The sequence below is a fragment of the Shewanella acanthi genome (genome assembly GCF_019457475.1).
Classification (GTDB): Bacteria; Pseudomonadota; Gammaproteobacteria; order Enterobacterales; family Shewanellaceae; genus Shewanella; species Shewanella acanthi.
Genome location: NZ_CP080413.1, coordinates 1,435,951 through 1,454,049 on the forward strand (window position 1 = coordinate 1,435,951; position 18,099 = coordinate 1,454,049).

Genomic DNA, 18,099 nt, shown 5'->3' on the forward strand with positions numbered 1-18,099 from the left:
CTTTTTCCTTAACGTTTTAATCTGTTCGCTGTGGTTAAGTCTTTTCTTGCTCGACCACAATCTAATTTGTTTCAACTAGCCCTGAAGGTTTACTTTGAGCCGAAAGTTCAAAGGCGCAAATTGGCAAAGGCTTGGTTGATTTTGTCCGCCACTTTAATGCCGGGGGCGCTTTCAAGTCCGGAGTTAAAATCCAGTCCGTAGAACCCTTGAGCATTGGCACTTGCAGCATTGTCCGGCGTTAAACCGCCCGCTAACATTGCCTGCGATTTATTGGGAATATGCGCCTGCCAGTTAAAGCTGTGGCCAGTACCGCCAAAGCTTGCGCTGGTTTTACTATCAAACAGATAGCGCCCAGCGCCCCTTGGGATATCGGTCATATCACCCGTCTGTGCATCAATACCAACCGCCTTCCAAATCTCGGTGTTAAGTCCTAATGCCAGCAAATGCTCCTTAAGCTGGTCGATTTCAAACTCGGTTTCATTGCCATGTAACTGTATGGCTGCAAGGTTGAGCTGGGCGGCAATTTCACTTATGCGCTGCGGCGTTTCATTCACGAAGACCCCAACAAACTGGATTTCAGGCAATTTCGATTCGCGGTAAGCCTTCACTAGGTTTTTAGCAGTTGCAAGCGTTAGGGCGCGGGGGGATTTTTCGGCAAAGATTAACCCGCCATACACAGCGCCAGCTTTAGCTGCAGCCTTGATATCTTCAAGGCGGGTGAGGCCGCAGACTTTGTTGTGACCGAATATCAATTTGCGACAGGCAAGGTCGATGTCTGGCTCTGCCATAAGCGAGCTGCCCACCAAAAAGCCATCGACCAAAGGGCTTAGACGGCGAACCTGTTCGTTGGTGTAAATACCCGACTCACTGATAATCACCCGATCGCTTGGGATATGGGGCGCGAGTTCTTCAGTGGTTGCAAGATCGGTACTCAGATCCCTTAGATTGCGGTTATTAATGCCAATAATGGCGGCATCGAGTGCAATGGCGCGCTTAAGCTCTTCTTCGTTACTGACCTCGGTCAGAATATCGAGTTGGTATTTTGCGGCTTCTGCCGTGAGGCGTTGATAATGCGCATCATCGAGCACAGATAGCATCAATAAAATCGCATCGGCACCAAGGTGGGCGGCAAGTTTGATTTGATATTCATCGACAAAAAAGTCTTTACACAGAATAGGCTGATGAACTTTGGCGCGCACTTTAGGAAGATACGCCATATCGCCTTGGAAAAATTGCTCATCGGTTAATACCGAAATCCCCGCGGCGTATTTGCTGTAAATAGTGGCTATGGCTTCTACATCAAAATTGGGTCGAATTAAGCCCTTAGACGGACTTGCCTTTTTACATTCCAAAATAAAGCTCATCTTCGGTGCTTTTAAGGCCGCGAAGAGACTGCGATCCGAGAGCTTTGGTTGAAGGCTTGCCTCAGGAAAGCGCAATTTTAGCGACTCGATGTGTGCATATTTAGTATCGACAATGCGGGTCAGCACATTGGGTTTTGACGTTTGGCTTGATGATAGTGATTGAGTGGTATCGCTGTGCACGTTTCGCTCGTCCTGAGTTTGAGAGATAGAAGCCATAATACTTATTCCTGTCCTTCGCTGCTGACTGTAGCTAATTGCTCGAGTAATTCAAAGGCTTTGCCGCTGTTAATCGTATCGAGTGCAAGTGTGGTGGCGCTTTTTAGTGAGTCAGCCATACCGCAAAGATAAAGGGCGCAGGCAGCGTTGATGGCTACCGCATTAACGTGGGCGGTTTTGCCTGAGCCTTTAAGAATATCTTTAGTGTACTTAGCGTTTTCTTCTGGCTCGCCGCCCTGTAAATCGCTGATTTGCGCCGCGCTCACCCCAAAATCATTAGGGCTTAATTGATATTCATAAATCTCGCCATCCTTAAGCTCTGCCACTTGGGTGTTGCCATGGAGCGCCACTTCATCTAATCCTTGGCCGTGAACCACCATAGCGCGTGTAGTGCCTAGGGCCTTAAGCACTTTGGCTATCGGTAACACTAGCTCAGGGCTATAAACACCAAGCAGTAAAAACTCTGGGCGAGCGGGGTTAATCAGCGGCCCTAACACATTGAATAGGGTGCGAGTCTTTAGCGCTTGCCTTACGGGTACTGCGTGTTTTACGCCGCCGTGGTAATGGGGAGCGAATAAAAAACACAGATTAAGGGTGTCGAGGCAGTGACTTGCGGTTTTAGGCGACATGGTTAAATCGATGCCACATTGCGCCAGTAAGTCCGACGAGCCCGATTTACTCGATACTGAGCGATTACCGTGTTTGGCCACCTTTGCGCCCGCCGCCGCCGCCACAAAGGCCGCCGTGGTCGAGATATTAATAGTATTAAAACCATCACCTCCGGTACCGACGATATCCACTATGCCCTGTTGACGGCAGTTATCCGATACTGGAAAGGGCTTGGCGGCTTGGCGCATCGCATCGGCGGCGCCACTGATTTCATCGATGGTTTCGCCGCGAAGTTTTAGGGCAATCAGCATCGCTGCCATTTGCACGTCATTTAGCTCACCCTCAATCAGTGCGCTAAAGAGTTCGGCGGTTTGCCCTCGGCTTAAACTGATGCCCTTAAATAAAGTGTCGAGCAGCACTTGGATGTTTGATGCATTCATAGTGTCGCTCCTGCCAACTTTTGATTAACAGTCTTTGGATTAATAAAGGCCAACGTTTGGGTCAACAATTGACTGCCAAGGGTCGTAAGAATCGATTCTGGGTGGAATTGAAATCCAACCGCTCTGTGCTCGCCGTGTAACACCGCCATTGGCATGCCTTCGGTGGTGGCAATCACTTGTAGACAGTCAGGTACTTTAGTGGCCACTAGGCTGTGATAGCGGGCAACGGGTAAAGGTGAGGGTAAACCGCTAAAAATACCAGTGCTGTCGTGGTCAGTGGGGCTTGCTTTTCCGTGCACCACGCTTGGCGCGCGCTCCACTTTGCCACCGTAGTATTCCACCATGGCCTGATGACCTAAACAAATCCCAAGCATTGGCACTTTGCCTGCGAGCTTTGCTATTAGTTCCATCATGCAGCCCGCTTCATGGGGCGCGCCTGGACCTGGGGATAACACCAGCGCGGCCGCTTGGGTTTCACTGAGCATTTTATCGGCAATAAAAGTGGCATCGACATCATTACGGTAGATCACCACCTCATAGCCAAGGCTTCTGAATTGATCGACTAGGTTGTAGGTAAAGGAGTCAAAGTTATCGAGGAGATAGAGTTTCATCTTGGCACCTTTTCCTAGTTTGATTGCGATACTGAGGTGGTTGATTCAGCAAAGCCTGCGCCCATTTTGATGGCGTTGATTACGGCCTGAGCCTTTTGGCGGGTTTCGTCGGCCTCACTTTGGGGATCAGAGTCAAACACGACGCCGGCACCTGCTTGAATATGGGCAACACCATTTTTGACAAAGGCGGAGCGGATAACGATGCAAGTGTCCATATCACCGAGCGCATTTAAATAACCGACAGCGCCGCCGTAACTGCCGCGGCGGGTCTTTTCCGCCTGACGAACGAGTTGTGATGCGCGAACCTTAGGCGCGCCAACTAAAGTGCCCATGTTCATGCAGGCTTGGTAGGCGTGCAGTGCATCTAAATCCTGACGCAGTTGCCCCGTCACGCGGCTGACTAAATGCATCACGTGGGAATAACGGTCTACTTTGAGCAGTTCTGCCACCTTACGGCTGCCGCTTTGGCTAATGCGGGCGATATCGTTACGGGCAAGGTCGACCAACATTATGTGCTCAGACAGCTCTTTTTTATCGAGACGCAGTTCCAATTCAATACGGCTATCAAGGTCAAAATCAATCTCGCCGGTGGCGGTTTTGCCACGTTTGCGGGTGCCTGCAATGGGATACACCTCAACCTGATTACTCTTGGCTTCGTATTTAAGCGCGCTCTCGGGGGAGGCACCAAATAACGTAAAGTCATGTCCCCTGAAATAGAACATATAAGGGCTTGGGTTGGTTAAGCGAAGGGCGCGGTAAGCACCTAAGGTATTAGGGCAGGGCAGACTAAAGCTGCGTGAAGGCACCACTTGGAAGATATCGCCTGCAATAATATGTTCTTTTAGCTGATTAACGGTTTGCTTAAAGGTCTCGTCGGAGACATTCACGTCCTCGGTTACATCGATTGCAACAAGGGCTGGAATCGCTTCTGCATGTTGCATTAATTGCTCACAGGCAATGCTTATTTGCTGGGTGCGTGCTCGAAGCTCTGCTGCAACCCTTTGATAGTCATTACTTCCTTCACAGAAATTGTGGGTCACGATTTCGGCGTGTTTTTGCTTATGATCGATAAGAATTAAGGTTTCAGCCAAATAGAACAGGTAGTCGGGGCAATCGTTGGCACCGTTTGGCACTTCGGGCAGCGGTTCAACAGTGTCGATTAAATCGTAGGCCAGCACGCCACCTAAAAATAAGTCCTCAAAGGCGGGTTTCGCTTTGCTGTTGGCATGGGTGCTGTCTGCATGAGCGCCGCAATCGATATGCTTTACAAAAAGTCGCAAACCATCGAGTGGCGAGGTGGATTTTAGGCGCGCATCTTCATCCTGCAGCTCGGCATTTTTTTGCAAATTTACGATTAGGCTAGACTCGGCTAATTCGCATTGATGCTCCTTTGATAGCGACTTAAAAAACGCAGCGATGGGTGCGAGTAGCTGAGCTCCATTAATGGTTAACGCGCTGAAGGTTAAACGATAACCGTCACAGCGGATCATCATGGAGGCGTGGGTCATTACCATGCTTTTAAGGTTTTCTTTGCTGTCGATTTCGGCGGATTCGAGCAGCATTGTGTGGGGCGCATCCTGCGTGATGTGCTGGTAAAGGCGCAGCGGATCGCTATGGTAGGCTAATGCGGCCTTGTGTGAAGTGGAACGGGCGATTGTCTGGTCAGGCATCATTATTCTCCGCGACTTTCAATGTCTTAAACATCAGGGTTAACTCGCTGTATCGGTTTGCCGCATTGCAGACATTTTTCGCACCAACAAAAAAGCCCGCATTTCTGCGGGCTTTTTGTTGGTTCTGTTCACTTCTTAATGAGCACAGAGCTTCACACCACCCGCTAAGTTGGGAAGTGCCACCACCAAATGATGTTGAAAGAAGCGATAGTGTGTGTCATTTAAAGCAGGCTCGAAAATGTGTTTGCTTGGGTATAGAAAACATGAGTGGTGAAAAATTGTCAACCAATTATTTTTGCAACCAAGCGAATTTTTAGCATAAATCGCTGTCACTTATGCCATTATTCTTGCCGTTTTAGTGAGATTGACGTGAGATATCTGCACATTTGTTCACAAATTCACGTACAATGACGGCATGAATACTGAAAGCATTTTGGCTGATTTACACAGCCACACGACCGCGTCTGACGGTCAATTAACTCCTTCAGAATTAGTCGCAAGGGCCCTTGAAAAGGGCGTGCAGCTGTTCGCCATTACCGACCATGATACGGTGGCGGGGCTCGATGAAGCGCGTGCCTTTAACCAATCCCAAACTGAGCCCTTAAAACTTATTTCGGGCGTTGAAATTTCAACTCGTTGGAATAGTTACGATATCCATATCGTGGCGCTCAATTTCGATGATACCAACCTTGAATTATTAGCCTTTCTCGAAAACCAGCGTGAGCTTCGCGAAGAGCGCGCCAAAGAGATTGGCAATCGACTCGCCAAGGCGGGAATTGAAGGCGCATACGAAGGTGCTAAAGCCATTGCTGGGGGCGCGGCATTAAGCCGTGGACATTATGCCCGCTGGCTGGCGGATAACGGCTATGCCGTTGATATGCCAAGTGTATTTAAACGCTATCTTGCACGTGGTAAAACCGGTTATGTGCCCAATAATTGGGGCGATATGGCCAACGCCATCGAGGTGATTCACCGCGCGGGTGGGCTTGCGGTATTAGCCCATCCCAGTGGTTATAAACTCTCAGGCAAATGGCTTAAACGCTTAGTGCGTGAATTTAAGGAAGCGGGCGGCGATGCCATGGAAGTGGTGCTCGGTCAGCAAACATTGGAAGACCGAGCCAATTTATCGGCGCTCAGCGTTCAAAATCAGTTGCTTGCATCGGTAGGAAGTGATTTCCACTTTCCGAGTAACTGGATAGAATTAGGCAAAAATCTCTTTCAGCCCCAAGGTTTAGAGTGGGTCTGGCAGTCACAGGCATGGATGGAACGACCATGAGTCAGTTTTTTTATGTACATGAAGTCAATCCGCAGGCGCGTTTAATCAGCCAAGCGGTCAGCGTGTTAAAGTCGGGTGGTGTCATTGTTTACCCTACAGATTCGGGTTATGCCTTGGGCTGTCTTATCGGTGAGAAGGATGCGATGACCCGCATTACTCGCATTCGCCAGATTGAGAATGACCATAATTTTTCCTTAATGTGCCGCGACTTATCGGAACTGGCGACCTATGCCAAGGTGGATAATCAGGCCTACCGTATTCTCAAGAGTTGCACCCCTGGCCCTTACACTTTCATTTTTAAGGCGACCAAGGAAGTGCCACGCCGCCTGCAAAATGACAAGAAGAAAACCATCGGTATTCGGGTGCCGGACAACGTAATTGCCCTCGCGCTACTCGAAGCCTTGGATGCTCCTTTGATGTCCACCAGTTTGGTGATGCCAAACAGCGATTTTGCCGAGTCTGATCCCGAGCATATCCGCGATTTACTGGAACATCAGGTGGATGTGATCATCCATGGTGGTTATTTAGGTGAGAAGCCAACGACGGTTATCGACATGTCGGAAGACGGCATGGAAATCCTGCGTGAAGGTGCGGGGGACGTTAGCCCATTCCAGTAATGGGCTTTTGTTGTCTGGTAATCAGTCCTGAATATCGCTCTTGAGCGGCATAAAGCACCTATTTGGCAGTTTTATCGCCGCCAATTTGCAGGTATAATCCCGCGTTTGGCACAGCCTAAATCAAAACTAGGCCAAATAAGTTTTTAAAACTTACCGGTAAAATGCGCGATAAACCATCAGGTTAGACATTCAATCGTTTGGTTTAACACGGAGAAATAGCGGATGCAGGGCACGCAACAAAGTTTACCCTTAGCCGTTATTCGTGGTCAGGCAATGACCGAAATGCCCCAGGATTTATTTATTCCCCCCGAGGCATTAGAAGTGTTTTTAGAGTCCTTCGAAGGACCGCTCGATTTACTGTTGTACTTGATCCGTAAGCAAAAATTAGACGTTGTCGATTTACCCATTTCACAGATCAGCGCGCAATATCTTGAATATATCGCGATGCTCACTCAGGCCCGTATCGAACTGGCCTCGGACTACTTAGTGATGGCGGCAACGCTGGCGGAAATTAAATCCCGTTTGTTACTGCCACGCATGGTGTTTGAAGATGAGATTGAGGAAGATCCGCGCTCGCAATTGATCCGTCAATTGAAGGCCTACGAGGTGATCAAAGAGGCATCGCAAAAACTCGATGATTTACCTCGGCTTGAACGGGATGTGTTTCAAGCAAGTGCGATGCCGTCGCCCAATATAAAACCTTTGGTGATCCCACCGGAAGTATCGTTATTTGAAATCGCCCGCGCCTTTGGTGATGTGCTTAAACGTATCGATGCCTATGAGGATCACCATGTAAAACGCGAACAACTGTCAACCCGCGAGCGCATGAGCCAAATCTTAGCCATGCTTAACTCAGAGGAGTTTACGGCGTTCGAGCGTTTATTCACCTTAGAAGAGGGACGTGCCGGCGTGGTGGTGACCTTCTTGGCTTTAATGGAACTCGTTAAAGAACTATTGGTTGAGTTGTACCAAACAGAACCCTTTTCAACTATTTACGTAAAGGCCTATTAATTGATGCAGATAAATCCAATTCAATTAAAGCAGTTGATTGAGGCGAGTCTGTTTGTGTTGGGGAAACCCATGTCGGTGAAGACATTGAAGGAAACCGTTTTGGCGGATTTCAGTGTCTCCCGAGATAAAATCAAAGCCGCATTAGACGAGCTGCAACAGGATTATCAGGAACGGGGTGTTCAACTGGTGAAAGTCGCTGGGGGTTTTCGCTTCCAGACCCTAGAAGTACTGAGTCCTTTTTTGCAGCCCCTGTGGCAGGAAAAAGCACCTAAATATTCGCGGGCAACATTAGAGACTCTGGCGGTTATCGCCTATCGTCAACCTGTGACCCGCGGCGATATTGAACAGGTGCGCGGTGTGGCCATTAGCAGCCACATCATAAAAAGTTTGTCGGATAGACAATGGATTAAAGTAGTAGGCCATAAAGAAGTTCCTGGGCGACCAGCACTGTACGCCACTACCTTAGAATTTTTAGCATATTTTGGCTTAGATACCTTGGCGGATTTACCTGCGCTTACGGATACTGAGTCATTGCAGGCGGTGTTTTCAGGTTTGAAATCAGCGCCCGAACAGTCAGAAGAGCAACGTACTAATGAGTGAAAAATTGCAGAAAGTCTTGGCCCGTGCAGGCCATGGCTCCCGTCGTGAGATGGAGGCATGGATTGCTGCAGGTCGAGTTAGTATCGATGGAGTTATCGCCAATCTAGGTGATCGTATCGAAGCTGATGCGAAAGTCCGTATTGATGGCAGAGCCATATCGCTAAAGTCAGCCGATGATGTGATTTGCCGTGTGCTGGCATACCACAAACCTGAAGGTGAAATTTGTAGCCGTAAGGATCCTGAAGGCCGTCCAACCGTGTTCGACCGTTTACCTAAAGTGCGTGACTCACGCTGGGTTGCGGTAGGCCGTCTGGATATCAACACGTCAGGCCTATTGCTGTTCACCTCAGACGGTGAACTCGCTAACCGTTTAATGCACCCATCGAACGAAGTCGAGCGTGAATACGCAGTACGTACCTTCGGTGAAGTGCCAGAAGCTGCGGTGCAGCGTCTGCGTACCGGCGTGATGTTAGAAGATGGTCCAGCCCAGTTCGATGCCATTAAAGCCGCTGGCGGCGAAGGCATGAACCAATGGTGGCACGTTTGTCTGCGTGAAGGTCGTAATCGCGAAGTGCGCCGTTTATGGGAATCCCAAGAGGTTCAAGTAAGCCGTCTAATCCGTGTGCGTTACGGTATGGTGGAATTACCTAAGTCACTGCCACGCGGTGGTTGGGTTGAATTGCCAATCGAGCAGGTTAACTACCTACGCCAATTAGCGGGTCTCGAGCCTGAAACCCGTACTATGTTGGCTGCCGATAAACACAGCGTGGCCCGTGCTCAAGTAAAGAGTGCGAAAATCCGCCGCGCCGTGCGTAAGCACAAAGTCACTTCAACGGGTAAGCCGAAGCCAACCCGTCAACGTAGCTAATCACAAATACGCTTGATTAGTGAAAAGGCCGCACTTAACAGTGCGGCTTTTTTGTAGCCGTTTATTTTGCTAAACACCCATTATTGCGCGTTAAATTGCTGACCATTCACGTCTAACGAATCTTGACCCATTAAATACAGATAGGTTGGCATGATGTCTTCTGCGGTTTTAAGATCCATTGGATTTTCAGCTGGATAGGCCATTGCACGCATTTCGGTGCGGGTCGCACCTGGGTTAATGCTGTTTACTCGAACTGAGCTGCCGTCACACTCGTGGGCGAGCACCTGCATCATGCCTTCGGTGGCAAATTTAGAAAATGCATAGGGACCCCAATAAGCGCGGCCCGTTCGACCCACACTGCTAGAGGTGAAGATAATCGAGGCGCTAGGTGCTTGGCGCATAATCGGCAGTAACGCTTTAGTTAGCATGACTTGAGACGTCACGTTAACTTTCAGTACGTCCTCAAGGGATTGAATATCGATATGCTCGAAGGGGCCAAGTGCGCCTAGGATGCTGGCGTTATGCAGCAGGCCATCTAAATGCCCAAACTGTTCGCTAATGGTATCAGCCATATCGCGGTAGTTTTGCTCGGTGGCGCCCTTCATATCTAAGGGTACTATGGCAGGAGTAGGGTAACCAGCAAGTTCAATTTCATCGTAAACCGCTTCGAGTTTTTTCACGGTTTTACCCAGTAGGATCACAGTGGCGCCATGTTTTGCAAATTCAACGGCGGCAGCACGGCCAATGCCTGCCCCAGCCCCCGTGACTAAAATCGTTTTACCTTTAAGTAAATCTTTTGCAGCTTGATATTCCAACATGAAATTTAATTCCCCGCGGCGAGAATGCCCGCCCTTTCTAGCACTGTTGAATAAGTAAACAATTGTTTGAAACAATCGCATGAATGCCCGTTGCAAATAGTGAGATTGTTTGTAACAAACTTGTAGCTAACTCAAAAATTTTACGATAACTTGGAACGAGTTAGGGCAAAAATAAGCCCTATTTAGTCCGTTGCGTTCGCGTTATTGTGACTAAATTTTTTGGGGAAAACAAAATTATTACAACAAGATTTGGGGAATAAACATGAAAAGACTCATTTTATGTGTGGCAATTGCATCAGCATTGGGCCTCACGGGATGTGGAGAGGACAGTTATAACGATATTAAAGACAACACTGAATCCCTCACGCCACTCTCAACAATGGTATTTGACCCCGCAAACGCGAAAGTACCATTACCCAATGACTTGTTATTCAGTGGCACAAATGATGGTACCTTAACTATCCCTGGTGAAAGTTCTGGTAATTACGCCGATCCACAAATCGCCCTTGGTGGATTAGACGGCTGGTCTACCACGTCGCCGATTTCTATCGATGTTAATTTAGCGACTACGCGCGATGGCATGCCGCTGACTCTGATGGCGGCTTCTGTTGCACAGCCTGGCGCCGTGCGCGTATTTGAAGCAACTGTCGGTGGCCCGCTGTCTTCGGATGCTGAATGTACCGCTAAACCATCGGTTTCAGCCTGTAAAGTGGGTGATGAGCTGCAATTTGGTGTCGACTTTGTGTCGATGGCCTCAGGCAATTCAGTGGTTATTATTCCACTTAAGCCCTTAAAAGCGGGTCAATCTTATGTTTACGCGACTACCAACCTTATTCAAGATTCCGAAGGTCGCAGCATTGCGCCATCTTCGACCTATAAATCGGTGTCGATGGATATCGATACTCTGCCGTTAGAGACGCCCGATCAGCTGATGCTGCAAACGCTGATCAACAGTTACGTTAAGGGCATTGCCTCAGCGCACAATGTCGATACTTCGACGATTACTTACTCGGGATTATTCACGACTCAGTCGGTCACTGATGTCTATGAAACAACCAAGCTGCTTATGGCGCAAGGTGCTCCCTATGCCCCAAGCTTTGCCCAAGCGCCAATGGCTGCGGGTATTACAGTTGCTCAAGCTGCGGGTTTAACTGCAGCTGATGGCGCAGCTTATGTGGTTTCAAATCTAGCGGATGTGTATACCGCGAAAATTAAATTGCCAATCTATGGTGAGTGTTCATCAGTTAGCTGTCTGTCATCAGCGGGAGAGCCATTGATTAATGGACGCTGGATGGCGCAGGGTGACAGCCCTGTATCTGTGCTTCTAGCGTTGCAAGCAGGTACCTTAAGTCAGACTAACTTTGCTGCACAGGCCGTAGCGAATGGTATTGCTAACCCTACCGATGCTCTTGCTAATCCTGCGCTAATGGCGGGTAAAACTTGGCTGTTAGACGATGGCACTGCTGCGGATAAAACTAAGCACCTTACCAAATTCAACCCAATCCCTGCGATTAAAGGTTATGAAACAGTATCTGTGCTGATTAGCGTGCCGAACGCGACTAAGCTCGCAGCCTTCTATCAGCAGCAGGGTTTAACCTTCACTGTGCCAACTAATGGCTGGCCTACAACGATTGCGCTGCACGGTTTAGGTGGCGGTAAAGAAATGTCGTTAGCCTATGCGGGCTCCTACGCCGCCATGGGCGTAGCGACTATCGCGATTGATATGCCGCTGCACGGTGAGCGTTCGTTCGATGCCAATGGCGATGGCGTTTATGAGGTTTCAGCGAGCGATCCATCCTACGGCAGTGTGATTGGGAAACCCGATGCCTTTACAAACGGTAATCCGCTGGTGTTTGTGAATATCGGCAGTACCTTATCAGTACGTGACAACTTCCGTCAGGCCACTATGGACCATTTAGCGCTGCGCTTAGCGTTAACCGGCTATGCGCAAGCGTTAGCCCAGGCAAGTGCACCACAACTATTTGATGTGAGTAAGATTAGTGCTCAGGGTCTAAGCTTAGGTGCGATTGTCGGTACCGATTTTGCGACCTACGCAAGTACTGGCATGACTAACCCGATGACGGGTGATGCATTGCCAAATCCTTACGCAATCAATGCGGTGACTCTTGCTGCTCCAGCTGGCGGTTTAGCGGGTACATTTGCTGCATCTGCGACCTTTGGTCCAGTCCTGTTTGACAATGTCACTGCATCGGATAGCTTTAAAGCGATGGTTAATGCGGCCAATACTGCAGGATATGAGATGGGTAGCCCAGAATATGCGGCATTAGTGGAGGCCGTGTACGCTAAGTTCATCCCAACCTTCGCCTTTGCGGTGCAAACGGCAATTGATTCGGCGGACCCTATCAACCATGCAGCTATGCTTAAAGAAACTGGCTTGCCAGTTCACCTGATGGAAATCGTTGGCGATGGCAACGGTAACTTACCCGATCAAGTGCTACCAAATGGCGATGCAAGCTTCCCGTTATCGGGCACTGAGCCGCTGATCGCTAGCCTGGGTTTACCTTGCGTGGATGCTACCACTAAAGGCTCTGGTGTGGTGCGTTTCAGTAAAGGGCACCACAGCTCGATTGTCGACCCAAGTGAAAACGCAGCTACTGACGGTATGGCAGCACAGGCCACGGTTGAAATGCAAACACAAGCTGCAACCTATGCCCTCACTGCGAGTAAAGGTGAAGCCACGATTTTAGTGAGCGATAACAGCGTGATCGCCACTTGCGCTAACTAAACGGCTTTAAAATGCTAAAAACCCAGCCTATGCTGGGTTTTTTTATGGCGCTTTAGGCTGTTAGAATAGCCCGCACTAAAAGGGCTAATGTAAGGCTCACAAGGGAGATCACTTTGGAATTTTTATACGAATATGGCATGTTTCTGGCCAAGGCCATCACGATTGTGGTCGCGGTTGTTGCAGTAATCATTGTGGTGTTGGCGTCGACGGTCAAGCACAAGTCAGATAAGGGTGAGCTTAGGATCACTAATCTCAGCGAAGAATTAGAAGATTTGAAACATAGCCTTAAGGAAGAGTTGTTGACCAAAAAGCAATTTAAGGCCTATGAAAAACAACTTAAAGCGGATGAGAAAGCCAAAGAGAAGGCCGAGGAAGAAGCTGTTAAGGGCAAAGTTTTTGTGCTCGATTTTAAGGGCAGCATCGATGCCGCTGAAGTCGCTTCCCTACGTGAAGAAATTAGCGCCATTTTAACCATCGCCGAAAAGGGCGATGAAGTCGTGGTGAATGTCGAGAGTGGCGGCGGTATGGTACATGGCTATGGTCTTGCATCGAGCCAACTTGACCGTCTACGTCAGGCCGAGATCCCATTAACTGTGTGTGTCGATAAAGTAGCGGCGAGCGGCGGCTACATGATGGCCTGTGTGGCCAATAAAGTCTACGCAGCGCCTTTTGCAATTGTCGGCTCTATCGGTGTGGTGGCGCAGTTGCCTAACTTTAATCGTCTGCTGAAAAAGCATGAAATCGATTACGAGCAGCACACTGCTGGTGACTTTAAGCGTACCCTCACCGTATTTGGTGAAAACACCGACGAGGGCAGACAGAAATTCCAGCAGGAACTTGAAGAGACCCATGAACTGTTTAAGGGCTTTGTGAGCAAATACCGCCCTGAACTGGATTTAGCTAAAGTTGCGACCGGTGAGCATTGGTATGGTCAGCAGGCAATCGAGCTGGGTTTAATTGATGCTATCTCTACCAGTGACGATGTGCTCATGGCTCTGGCGGGTGATCGTGACGTCTACAAACTGCGTTATCAGGTGCGTAAAAAACTTGCCGATAAGATCGCCCACAGCGCCTCGTTATCGGTGAATGCGATTTTTAATCGTCTGATGGAAAAGAACCGCCCGCTGTAATAGCACTCTTAACCTATCAAATAACTCCTAAAAACGCCTGCCCTTGCAGGCGTTTTTTATGCCTGCGATTTCACCTTTAAAAAATCAACACAATATATTTACAATTAATTTACTTTTAAGCTGTTCAAACTTTTGCAGATCCGAGACACTAGAGCGACGGGGAGCGAGTGATTTGGCTTTTAAGCTTAATTGCAAAAGGCCAAGCGCTAAAAAAGAAAAATAACAACAAAGCAAAGGGTGATGCATGTTAGCGCGCGTCGATTATAAGACCAATTTAATGGTGGGCGATCAAACTTATCCGGCGTTTGAGCTGCGTAATATTCTGGATTTTATTGGACTGGAGTTAGGAACCTCAGCGCAGCAGCTAGTTTGCCAGCACCTAGGCGTTGGCCGCCTTGAACTTGGCCACTGTCAATTTGTCTATGTCTGGCAGGTGGAATACGCCATGGTTTATCTGCAAACCCAAAGCGCCGATCCCGATATCGGCACAAGGCTTGGCTTGAGTTACCGCGTTGACAGTTTAGATGTGTTGCTTCCTCATCTTTCGCGATTTGATTCCTTAGAGGAGTGCCTGCAATTTGTTGTTAACCATCCGCAGTTGGTGGGCAGTTTCACCGATACGCTGCTTCGAATCGAAGATGAAAAGCTCTGCGTGCGCTGGCTCAACACTGGGCGGATTGAGCCTGCTCAATATGGTTTTCAGTTCCTCCATAGCATAGGTTCGCTTTTGGGGCTCGCCCGTGAATTAACCGGTCAGCCTATTGAGCTTGTGCAAATATTCCTCGCTGAGCCAGCGCGCAATGAGGCGTTTTTAACTCGAGTGACGGGGGCTCAGATTCATTTTAATGCCGAATATTACGAGTGGCGGATTGCCCTGAGCCAATTGGCATTACCAATCAACTATACATTCCCATTTCATATCGATACCGCTAATCAAGTGGATCACGGCTCTTTTATTGATACAGTGTTAAATGCGATTAGAGAGAGCTTCCCCGAGGTACTTAATCTTGATGATATGGCGGCCAAGTTACATATGAGTGCCCGCAGTTTTAGGCGTAAATTGGCGCAGCTAGGTTCGAGCTACCAACGCTTAGTGGATCAAGTACGCTGCCAGCGGGCGATTGGACTCATTTTGGCGAACGAGCTCAGTATTGGTGCCATTGCCGAAACAATGGGCTATAGCGATGTGAGCCATTTTCGCCAGTCCTTTAAGCATTGGATTGGCCATCCGCCAGGGTATTTCAGTCGGTTAAACAGTCTCTAGCTTAAAAATGATGTCACAAACTAATGGGTAAGCTTTCCAGACAATTCTCAGACAGTTAGTCGGGTTTTGCCCATTTAGAAATAGCAAGCAGGATAATGCCAATCACTAAAATGCCGAGAATAAAGCTTAACAGCAGTGACTCGACCATATGCATAAAACGGTAGGGAAAATGAAAAGGCTGTAGCGTCACTAGGCCGATAATGGCGAAGATAATGATGTAAATATAGCAGTGGGACAAAATCGCGAGTAAAAACCGTTTCAACCGCGCCATAGTGTACCTGTCGTGTCCTGTTGCTGGCTTATGTCCCTTCGTCGACCGGAATAAGGGTCGAGAAGAATGTAAAGCGATGCTTGGTTGTTATTGAGTTAAGAGACGTTGTTTATGTTTTAAGTGCTGAACTAAATGCAGAACTAAGTGTTGGACTTAGTGTTGCAGTCAGCGAATAAGTCGCGCGGCGCTATTCCACCACAACGGCAGAAACAGTCAAACAAAAGTATGTAGGATAACGTAGCGATACCGCACTGGGTGTCGATTATTTCGGCAGTGGTAAATGCTTGAACCGACTTACGGAAGATAAGCTGCTTAGTGGACAACTCTAATGGGATGCTAATTTAGCAAGCAACCACACCAACAATATTCCATGATCAATTCCGATACAGATAACTACTAAGCTCGTTCTTATGCCCGCATCATTGAAATCCAGTAATCCCTATGTGGGAAAACGGCCAAGGTTATCAAGCCTGCAGCTAATCCAGACAAATCCCCAAAGCAGATATTCGTTCAAAAAAACTGCTTGTTGCCTCTGAGAACACCCATATCGTCCTCAGCTGCCCTATAGCTAACCTAACGATGAACGCGACGATTTCTTCCATGTGATTCAGATAGTCCCTTCGATGCTAAAGACTGATATCGGTGATAAATCCGGTAGTCTTTTATAAAAAACTTTTTCAAACAATGCGATAAGTAAAACAATAAAAAACGGGATAGGCTTTCACCTATCCCGTTTTCGCATAAAGACTATCGCTGTGACTTATTCCCCCAGCGCGGGCGTGCGTGGTGGAATTATGCGTCTGTTACCCGTTGATTCAAACGCGCCCGCTAAGGTCAGCAGCTTGTTATCATCGTAAGCGCGACCTGCGAAGGTTAAGCCCACAGGCATGCCGATATCGGCCATCACGCCCATAGGTACTGTCACGGTCGGGACACCTAAGTGGCGGATGGCGAGGTTGCCATTAGCGACCCAAACCCCGTTGCTCCAAGCGATGTCGGCGGACGCTGGGTTAACGTGCGCATCGCTTGGACCCACATCGGCCACGGTCGGGAACAGCACCGCATCGAGTTTAAGCGCATCCATCCAGTCTTCTAAATCGAGCTTGCGGGTCTTTTCAAGCCCTCGCAGACCATCGGGAATGCTGTCGATTTCATCGAAGGATTTAAGGCCGCGTTTCGCCATATTGACGTATTCGTCCATGCCCGCCGCTAAGTCGCCCTCACGGTTTGGCAGTGTGCCTAAATCGTGTGGGAAAATCAGATGGCCGTTAACATCGGCAAGTTTGTTGAGTTTGGGGTCATTATTGGCGCGCAGGAATTCATCGAAGGCCCAGCCCGATAATTCCCACAGCTCATCGTTTAAGAACTCAGGGCTCACTATTCCGCGGTTAAATACGGTTGGCGCACCCGGACGGTCACCTTCACAGTTTGATACCAGCGGAAAATCCACCTCAATCACTTCGGCGCCAGCGGTTTCTAAGGCGCTGCGCGCCGCTTCCCATAAATCGATAACCGAGGCGCGGGTATGGATTCGTTGACCCGTTGGGCCGCCAATTCCTGGATTTTCGCTCGTGCCCGCAAGTTCATCCTTATTGATAAACATGCGCGGCACGCCAAAGCGTTTGCCCTTTAAGTTCTCGCTAGTAGCGGCAAGTTCTAGGTAAGAGGCAGGGCGAATGCTCGATGCCTTAGGGATATTCACCCAAGGCTGCATACGCCACAAATCGCCACGGGTAATAGGGTCATCGGCCACAATCACATCCAGCACTTCGAGCATATCGGCCATAGTGCGGGTGTAGGGCACAACCACATCCATGGTCGGAGTCAAAGGCCAGTTACCCCGCACCGAAATCACCCCGCGCGAGGGGGTGTAGGCGCAAAGGCCATTGTTTGATGCAGGACCACGGCCACTCGACCAGGTTTCTTCGGCAAGGCCGAAGGCCGAATAACTTGCCGCCGTTCCCGTACCCGCGCCATTGGACGAACCCGAGGCGAAGGGCGCCGTTAAATAGTCGCCATTGTAGGGGCTTTCAGCGCGGCCATAGTGACCACGTTGCATGCCGCCGTTCGCCATCGGTGGCATATTGGTTTTGCCTAAACAAATGGCTCCGGCGGCGCGCAGGCGCTCAACGGTAAAGGCATCGTATTGAGCGACCAGATTTTTAAAGGCTGGGCTGCCCGAGGCAGCGGTTAAGCCCTTGACCAGATAACTGTCCTTAGCGGTGTAAGGAATACCATCGAGCGGGCCGAGTGTCTCACCACGGGCGCGGCGCGCATCTGAGGCCTCGGCTTCTTTAATGGCGTCTTCATTACGCACCACCAAGGCATTGAGCTTGGTTTTGGTGGCTGGGCCGTCATAGGCATCGACCCGCGCTAAATAGGATTTCACCAGTTCGACCGCCGTGGTGCGGCCAGATTCTAGCGCGCTGCGCAGCTCGGCTATGGAAACTTCAGTGACTTCGAACATTTTTCCCTCCCAAAGAAAGCTTTGTGCTCTCCCTGCTTTCTTAATGCTTTTGGCTCAAATCGTTTAGGCATTGGTTCATGTTTTAAATGCCATTTACCCAATGCCTTGATCTAGTTAAGCT

15 protein-coding genes and 1 other annotated feature are annotated in these 18,099 nt (G+C 49.1%); of the genes, 8 read left to right on the plus strand and 7 right to left on the minus strand.

What is annotated here, in order from left to right; translation table 11 throughout:
• Positions 1-107: 107 nt before the first annotated feature.
• Genes trpCF through K0H61_RS06480 form a run of 4 tightly spaced genes read right to left on the minus strand, consistent with a single transcriptional unit; the run spans position 108 to position 4,910 of the window.
• Complete coding sequence (gene trpCF, locus K0H61_RS06465) at positions 108-1,580, minus strand: bifunctional indole-3-glycerol-phosphate synthase TrpC/phosphoribosylanthranilate isomerase TrpF (RefSeq protein WP_220051891.1); 1,473 nt, start codon at positions 1,578-1,580, stop codon at positions 108-110.
• Between the two features lie 5 nt (positions 1,581-1,585).
• On the minus strand, positions 1,586-2,629 hold the full coding sequence (gene trpD / locus K0H61_RS06470) for an anthranilate phosphoribosyltransferase (RefSeq protein ID WP_220051892.1): 1,044 nt from the start codon (positions 2,627-2,629) through the stop codon (positions 1,586-1,588).
• A complete protein-coding gene (locus K0H61_RS06475) occupies positions 2,626-3,240 on the minus strand; it encodes an aminodeoxychorismate/anthranilate synthase component II (protein WP_220051893.1) in 615 nt (204 codons plus the stop codon). The genes trpD and K0H61_RS06475 overlap by 4 nt, the downstream gene beginning before the upstream one ends.
• Before the next feature lie 14 nt (positions 3,241-3,254).
• Positions 3,255-4,910 (minus strand): anthranilate synthase component 1, encoded by a 1,656-nt coding sequence (locus tag K0H61_RS06480; RefSeq protein ID WP_220052535.1) that lies wholly within the window; start codon positions 4,908-4,910, stop codon positions 3,255-3,257.
• 86 nt (positions 4,911-4,996) lie between these two features.
• Positions 4,997-5,104, minus strand: a sequence feature (Trp leader region).
• A 221-nt stretch (positions 5,105-5,325) separates the two neighbouring features.
• On the opposite strand from K0H61_RS06480, the gene rnm reads away from it, so the two are divergent.
• The 5 genes from rnm to rluB all read left to right on the plus strand — a co-directional run bounded on the left by rnm (position 5,326) and on the right by rluB (position 9,282).
• Entirely contained in the window at positions 5,326-6,186 is an 861-nt protein-coding gene (rnm, locus tag K0H61_RS06485) for an RNase RNM (RefSeq protein WP_220051894.1), read from the plus strand.
• On the plus strand, positions 6,183-6,803 hold the full coding sequence (locus K0H61_RS06490) for an L-threonylcarbamoyladenylate synthase (RefSeq protein ID WP_220051895.1): 621 nt from the start codon (positions 6,183-6,185) through the stop codon (positions 6,801-6,803). The genes rnm and K0H61_RS06490 overlap by 4 nt, the downstream gene beginning before the upstream one ends.
• A 222-nt stretch (positions 6,804-7,025) precedes the next feature.
• The gene (locus K0H61_RS06495) at positions 7,026-7,814 is read left to right on the plus strand and encodes a segregation and condensation protein A (protein WP_220051896.1); all 789 of its coding nucleotides are present in this window, start codon (positions 7,026-7,028) and stop codon (positions 7,812-7,814) included.
• Between the two features lie 3 nt (positions 7,815-7,817).
• Positions 7,818-8,414 (plus strand): SMC-Scp complex subunit ScpB, encoded by a 597-nt coding sequence (gene scpB, locus K0H61_RS06500; protein WP_220051897.1) that lies wholly within the window; start codon positions 7,818-7,820, stop codon positions 8,412-8,414.
• On the plus strand, positions 8,407-9,282 hold the full coding sequence (gene rluB, locus K0H61_RS06505) for a 23S rRNA pseudouridine(2605) synthase RluB (RefSeq protein ID WP_220051898.1): 876 nt from the start codon (positions 8,407-8,409) through the stop codon (positions 9,280-9,282). Before scpB ends, rluB begins: the two co-directional genes overlap by 8 nt.
• Positions 9,283-9,362: 80 nt before the next feature.
• Here rluB and K0H61_RS06510 read toward each other — a convergent pair whose 3' ends face one another.
• Positions 9,363-10,100: a YciK family oxidoreductase gene (locus K0H61_RS06510; RefSeq protein WP_220051899.1), complete on the minus strand. Its 738-nt coding sequence runs from the start codon at positions 10,098-10,100 to the stop codon at positions 9,363-9,365.
• A gap of 262 nt (positions 10,101-10,362) precedes the next feature.
• On the opposite strand from K0H61_RS06510, the gene K0H61_RS06515 reads away from it, so the two are divergent.
• The 3 genes from K0H61_RS06515 (at position 10,363) to K0H61_RS06525 (ending at position 15,240) form a co-directional block, all read left to right on the plus strand.
• On the plus strand, positions 10,363-12,846 hold the full coding sequence (locus tag K0H61_RS06515; RefSeq protein ID WP_220051900.1) for a VolA/Pla-1 family phospholipase: 2,484 nt from the start codon (positions 10,363-10,365) through the stop codon (positions 12,844-12,846).
• Between the two features lie 113 nt (positions 12,847-12,959).
• Entirely contained in the window at positions 12,960-13,976 is a 1,017-nt protein-coding gene (gene sohB / locus K0H61_RS06520) for a protease SohB (protein ID WP_220051901.1), read from the plus strand.
• Between the two features lie 244 nt (positions 13,977-14,220).
• Positions 14,221-15,240 carry an AraC family transcriptional regulator gene (locus K0H61_RS06525; protein ID WP_220051902.1) on the plus strand — a complete coding sequence of 340 codons (1,020 nt, stop codon included), beginning with the start codon at positions 14,221-14,223 and terminating at the stop codon, positions 15,238-15,240.
• Positions 15,241-15,295: 55 nt separating this feature from the next.
• Here the strand turns inward: K0H61_RS06525 and K0H61_RS06530 are convergent, their stop codons facing one another.
• Entirely contained in the window at positions 15,296-15,511 is a 216-nt protein-coding gene (locus tag K0H61_RS06530; RefSeq protein ID WP_220051903.1) for a hypothetical protein, read from the minus strand.
• Positions 15,512-16,271: 760 nt separating this feature from the next.
• The gene (locus K0H61_RS06535; RefSeq protein WP_220051904.1) at positions 16,272-17,978 is read right to left on the minus strand and encodes an amidase; all 1,707 of its coding nucleotides are present in this window, start codon (positions 17,976-17,978) and stop codon (positions 16,272-16,274) included.
• Between the last annotated feature and the right edge of the window lie 121 nt (positions 17,979-18,099).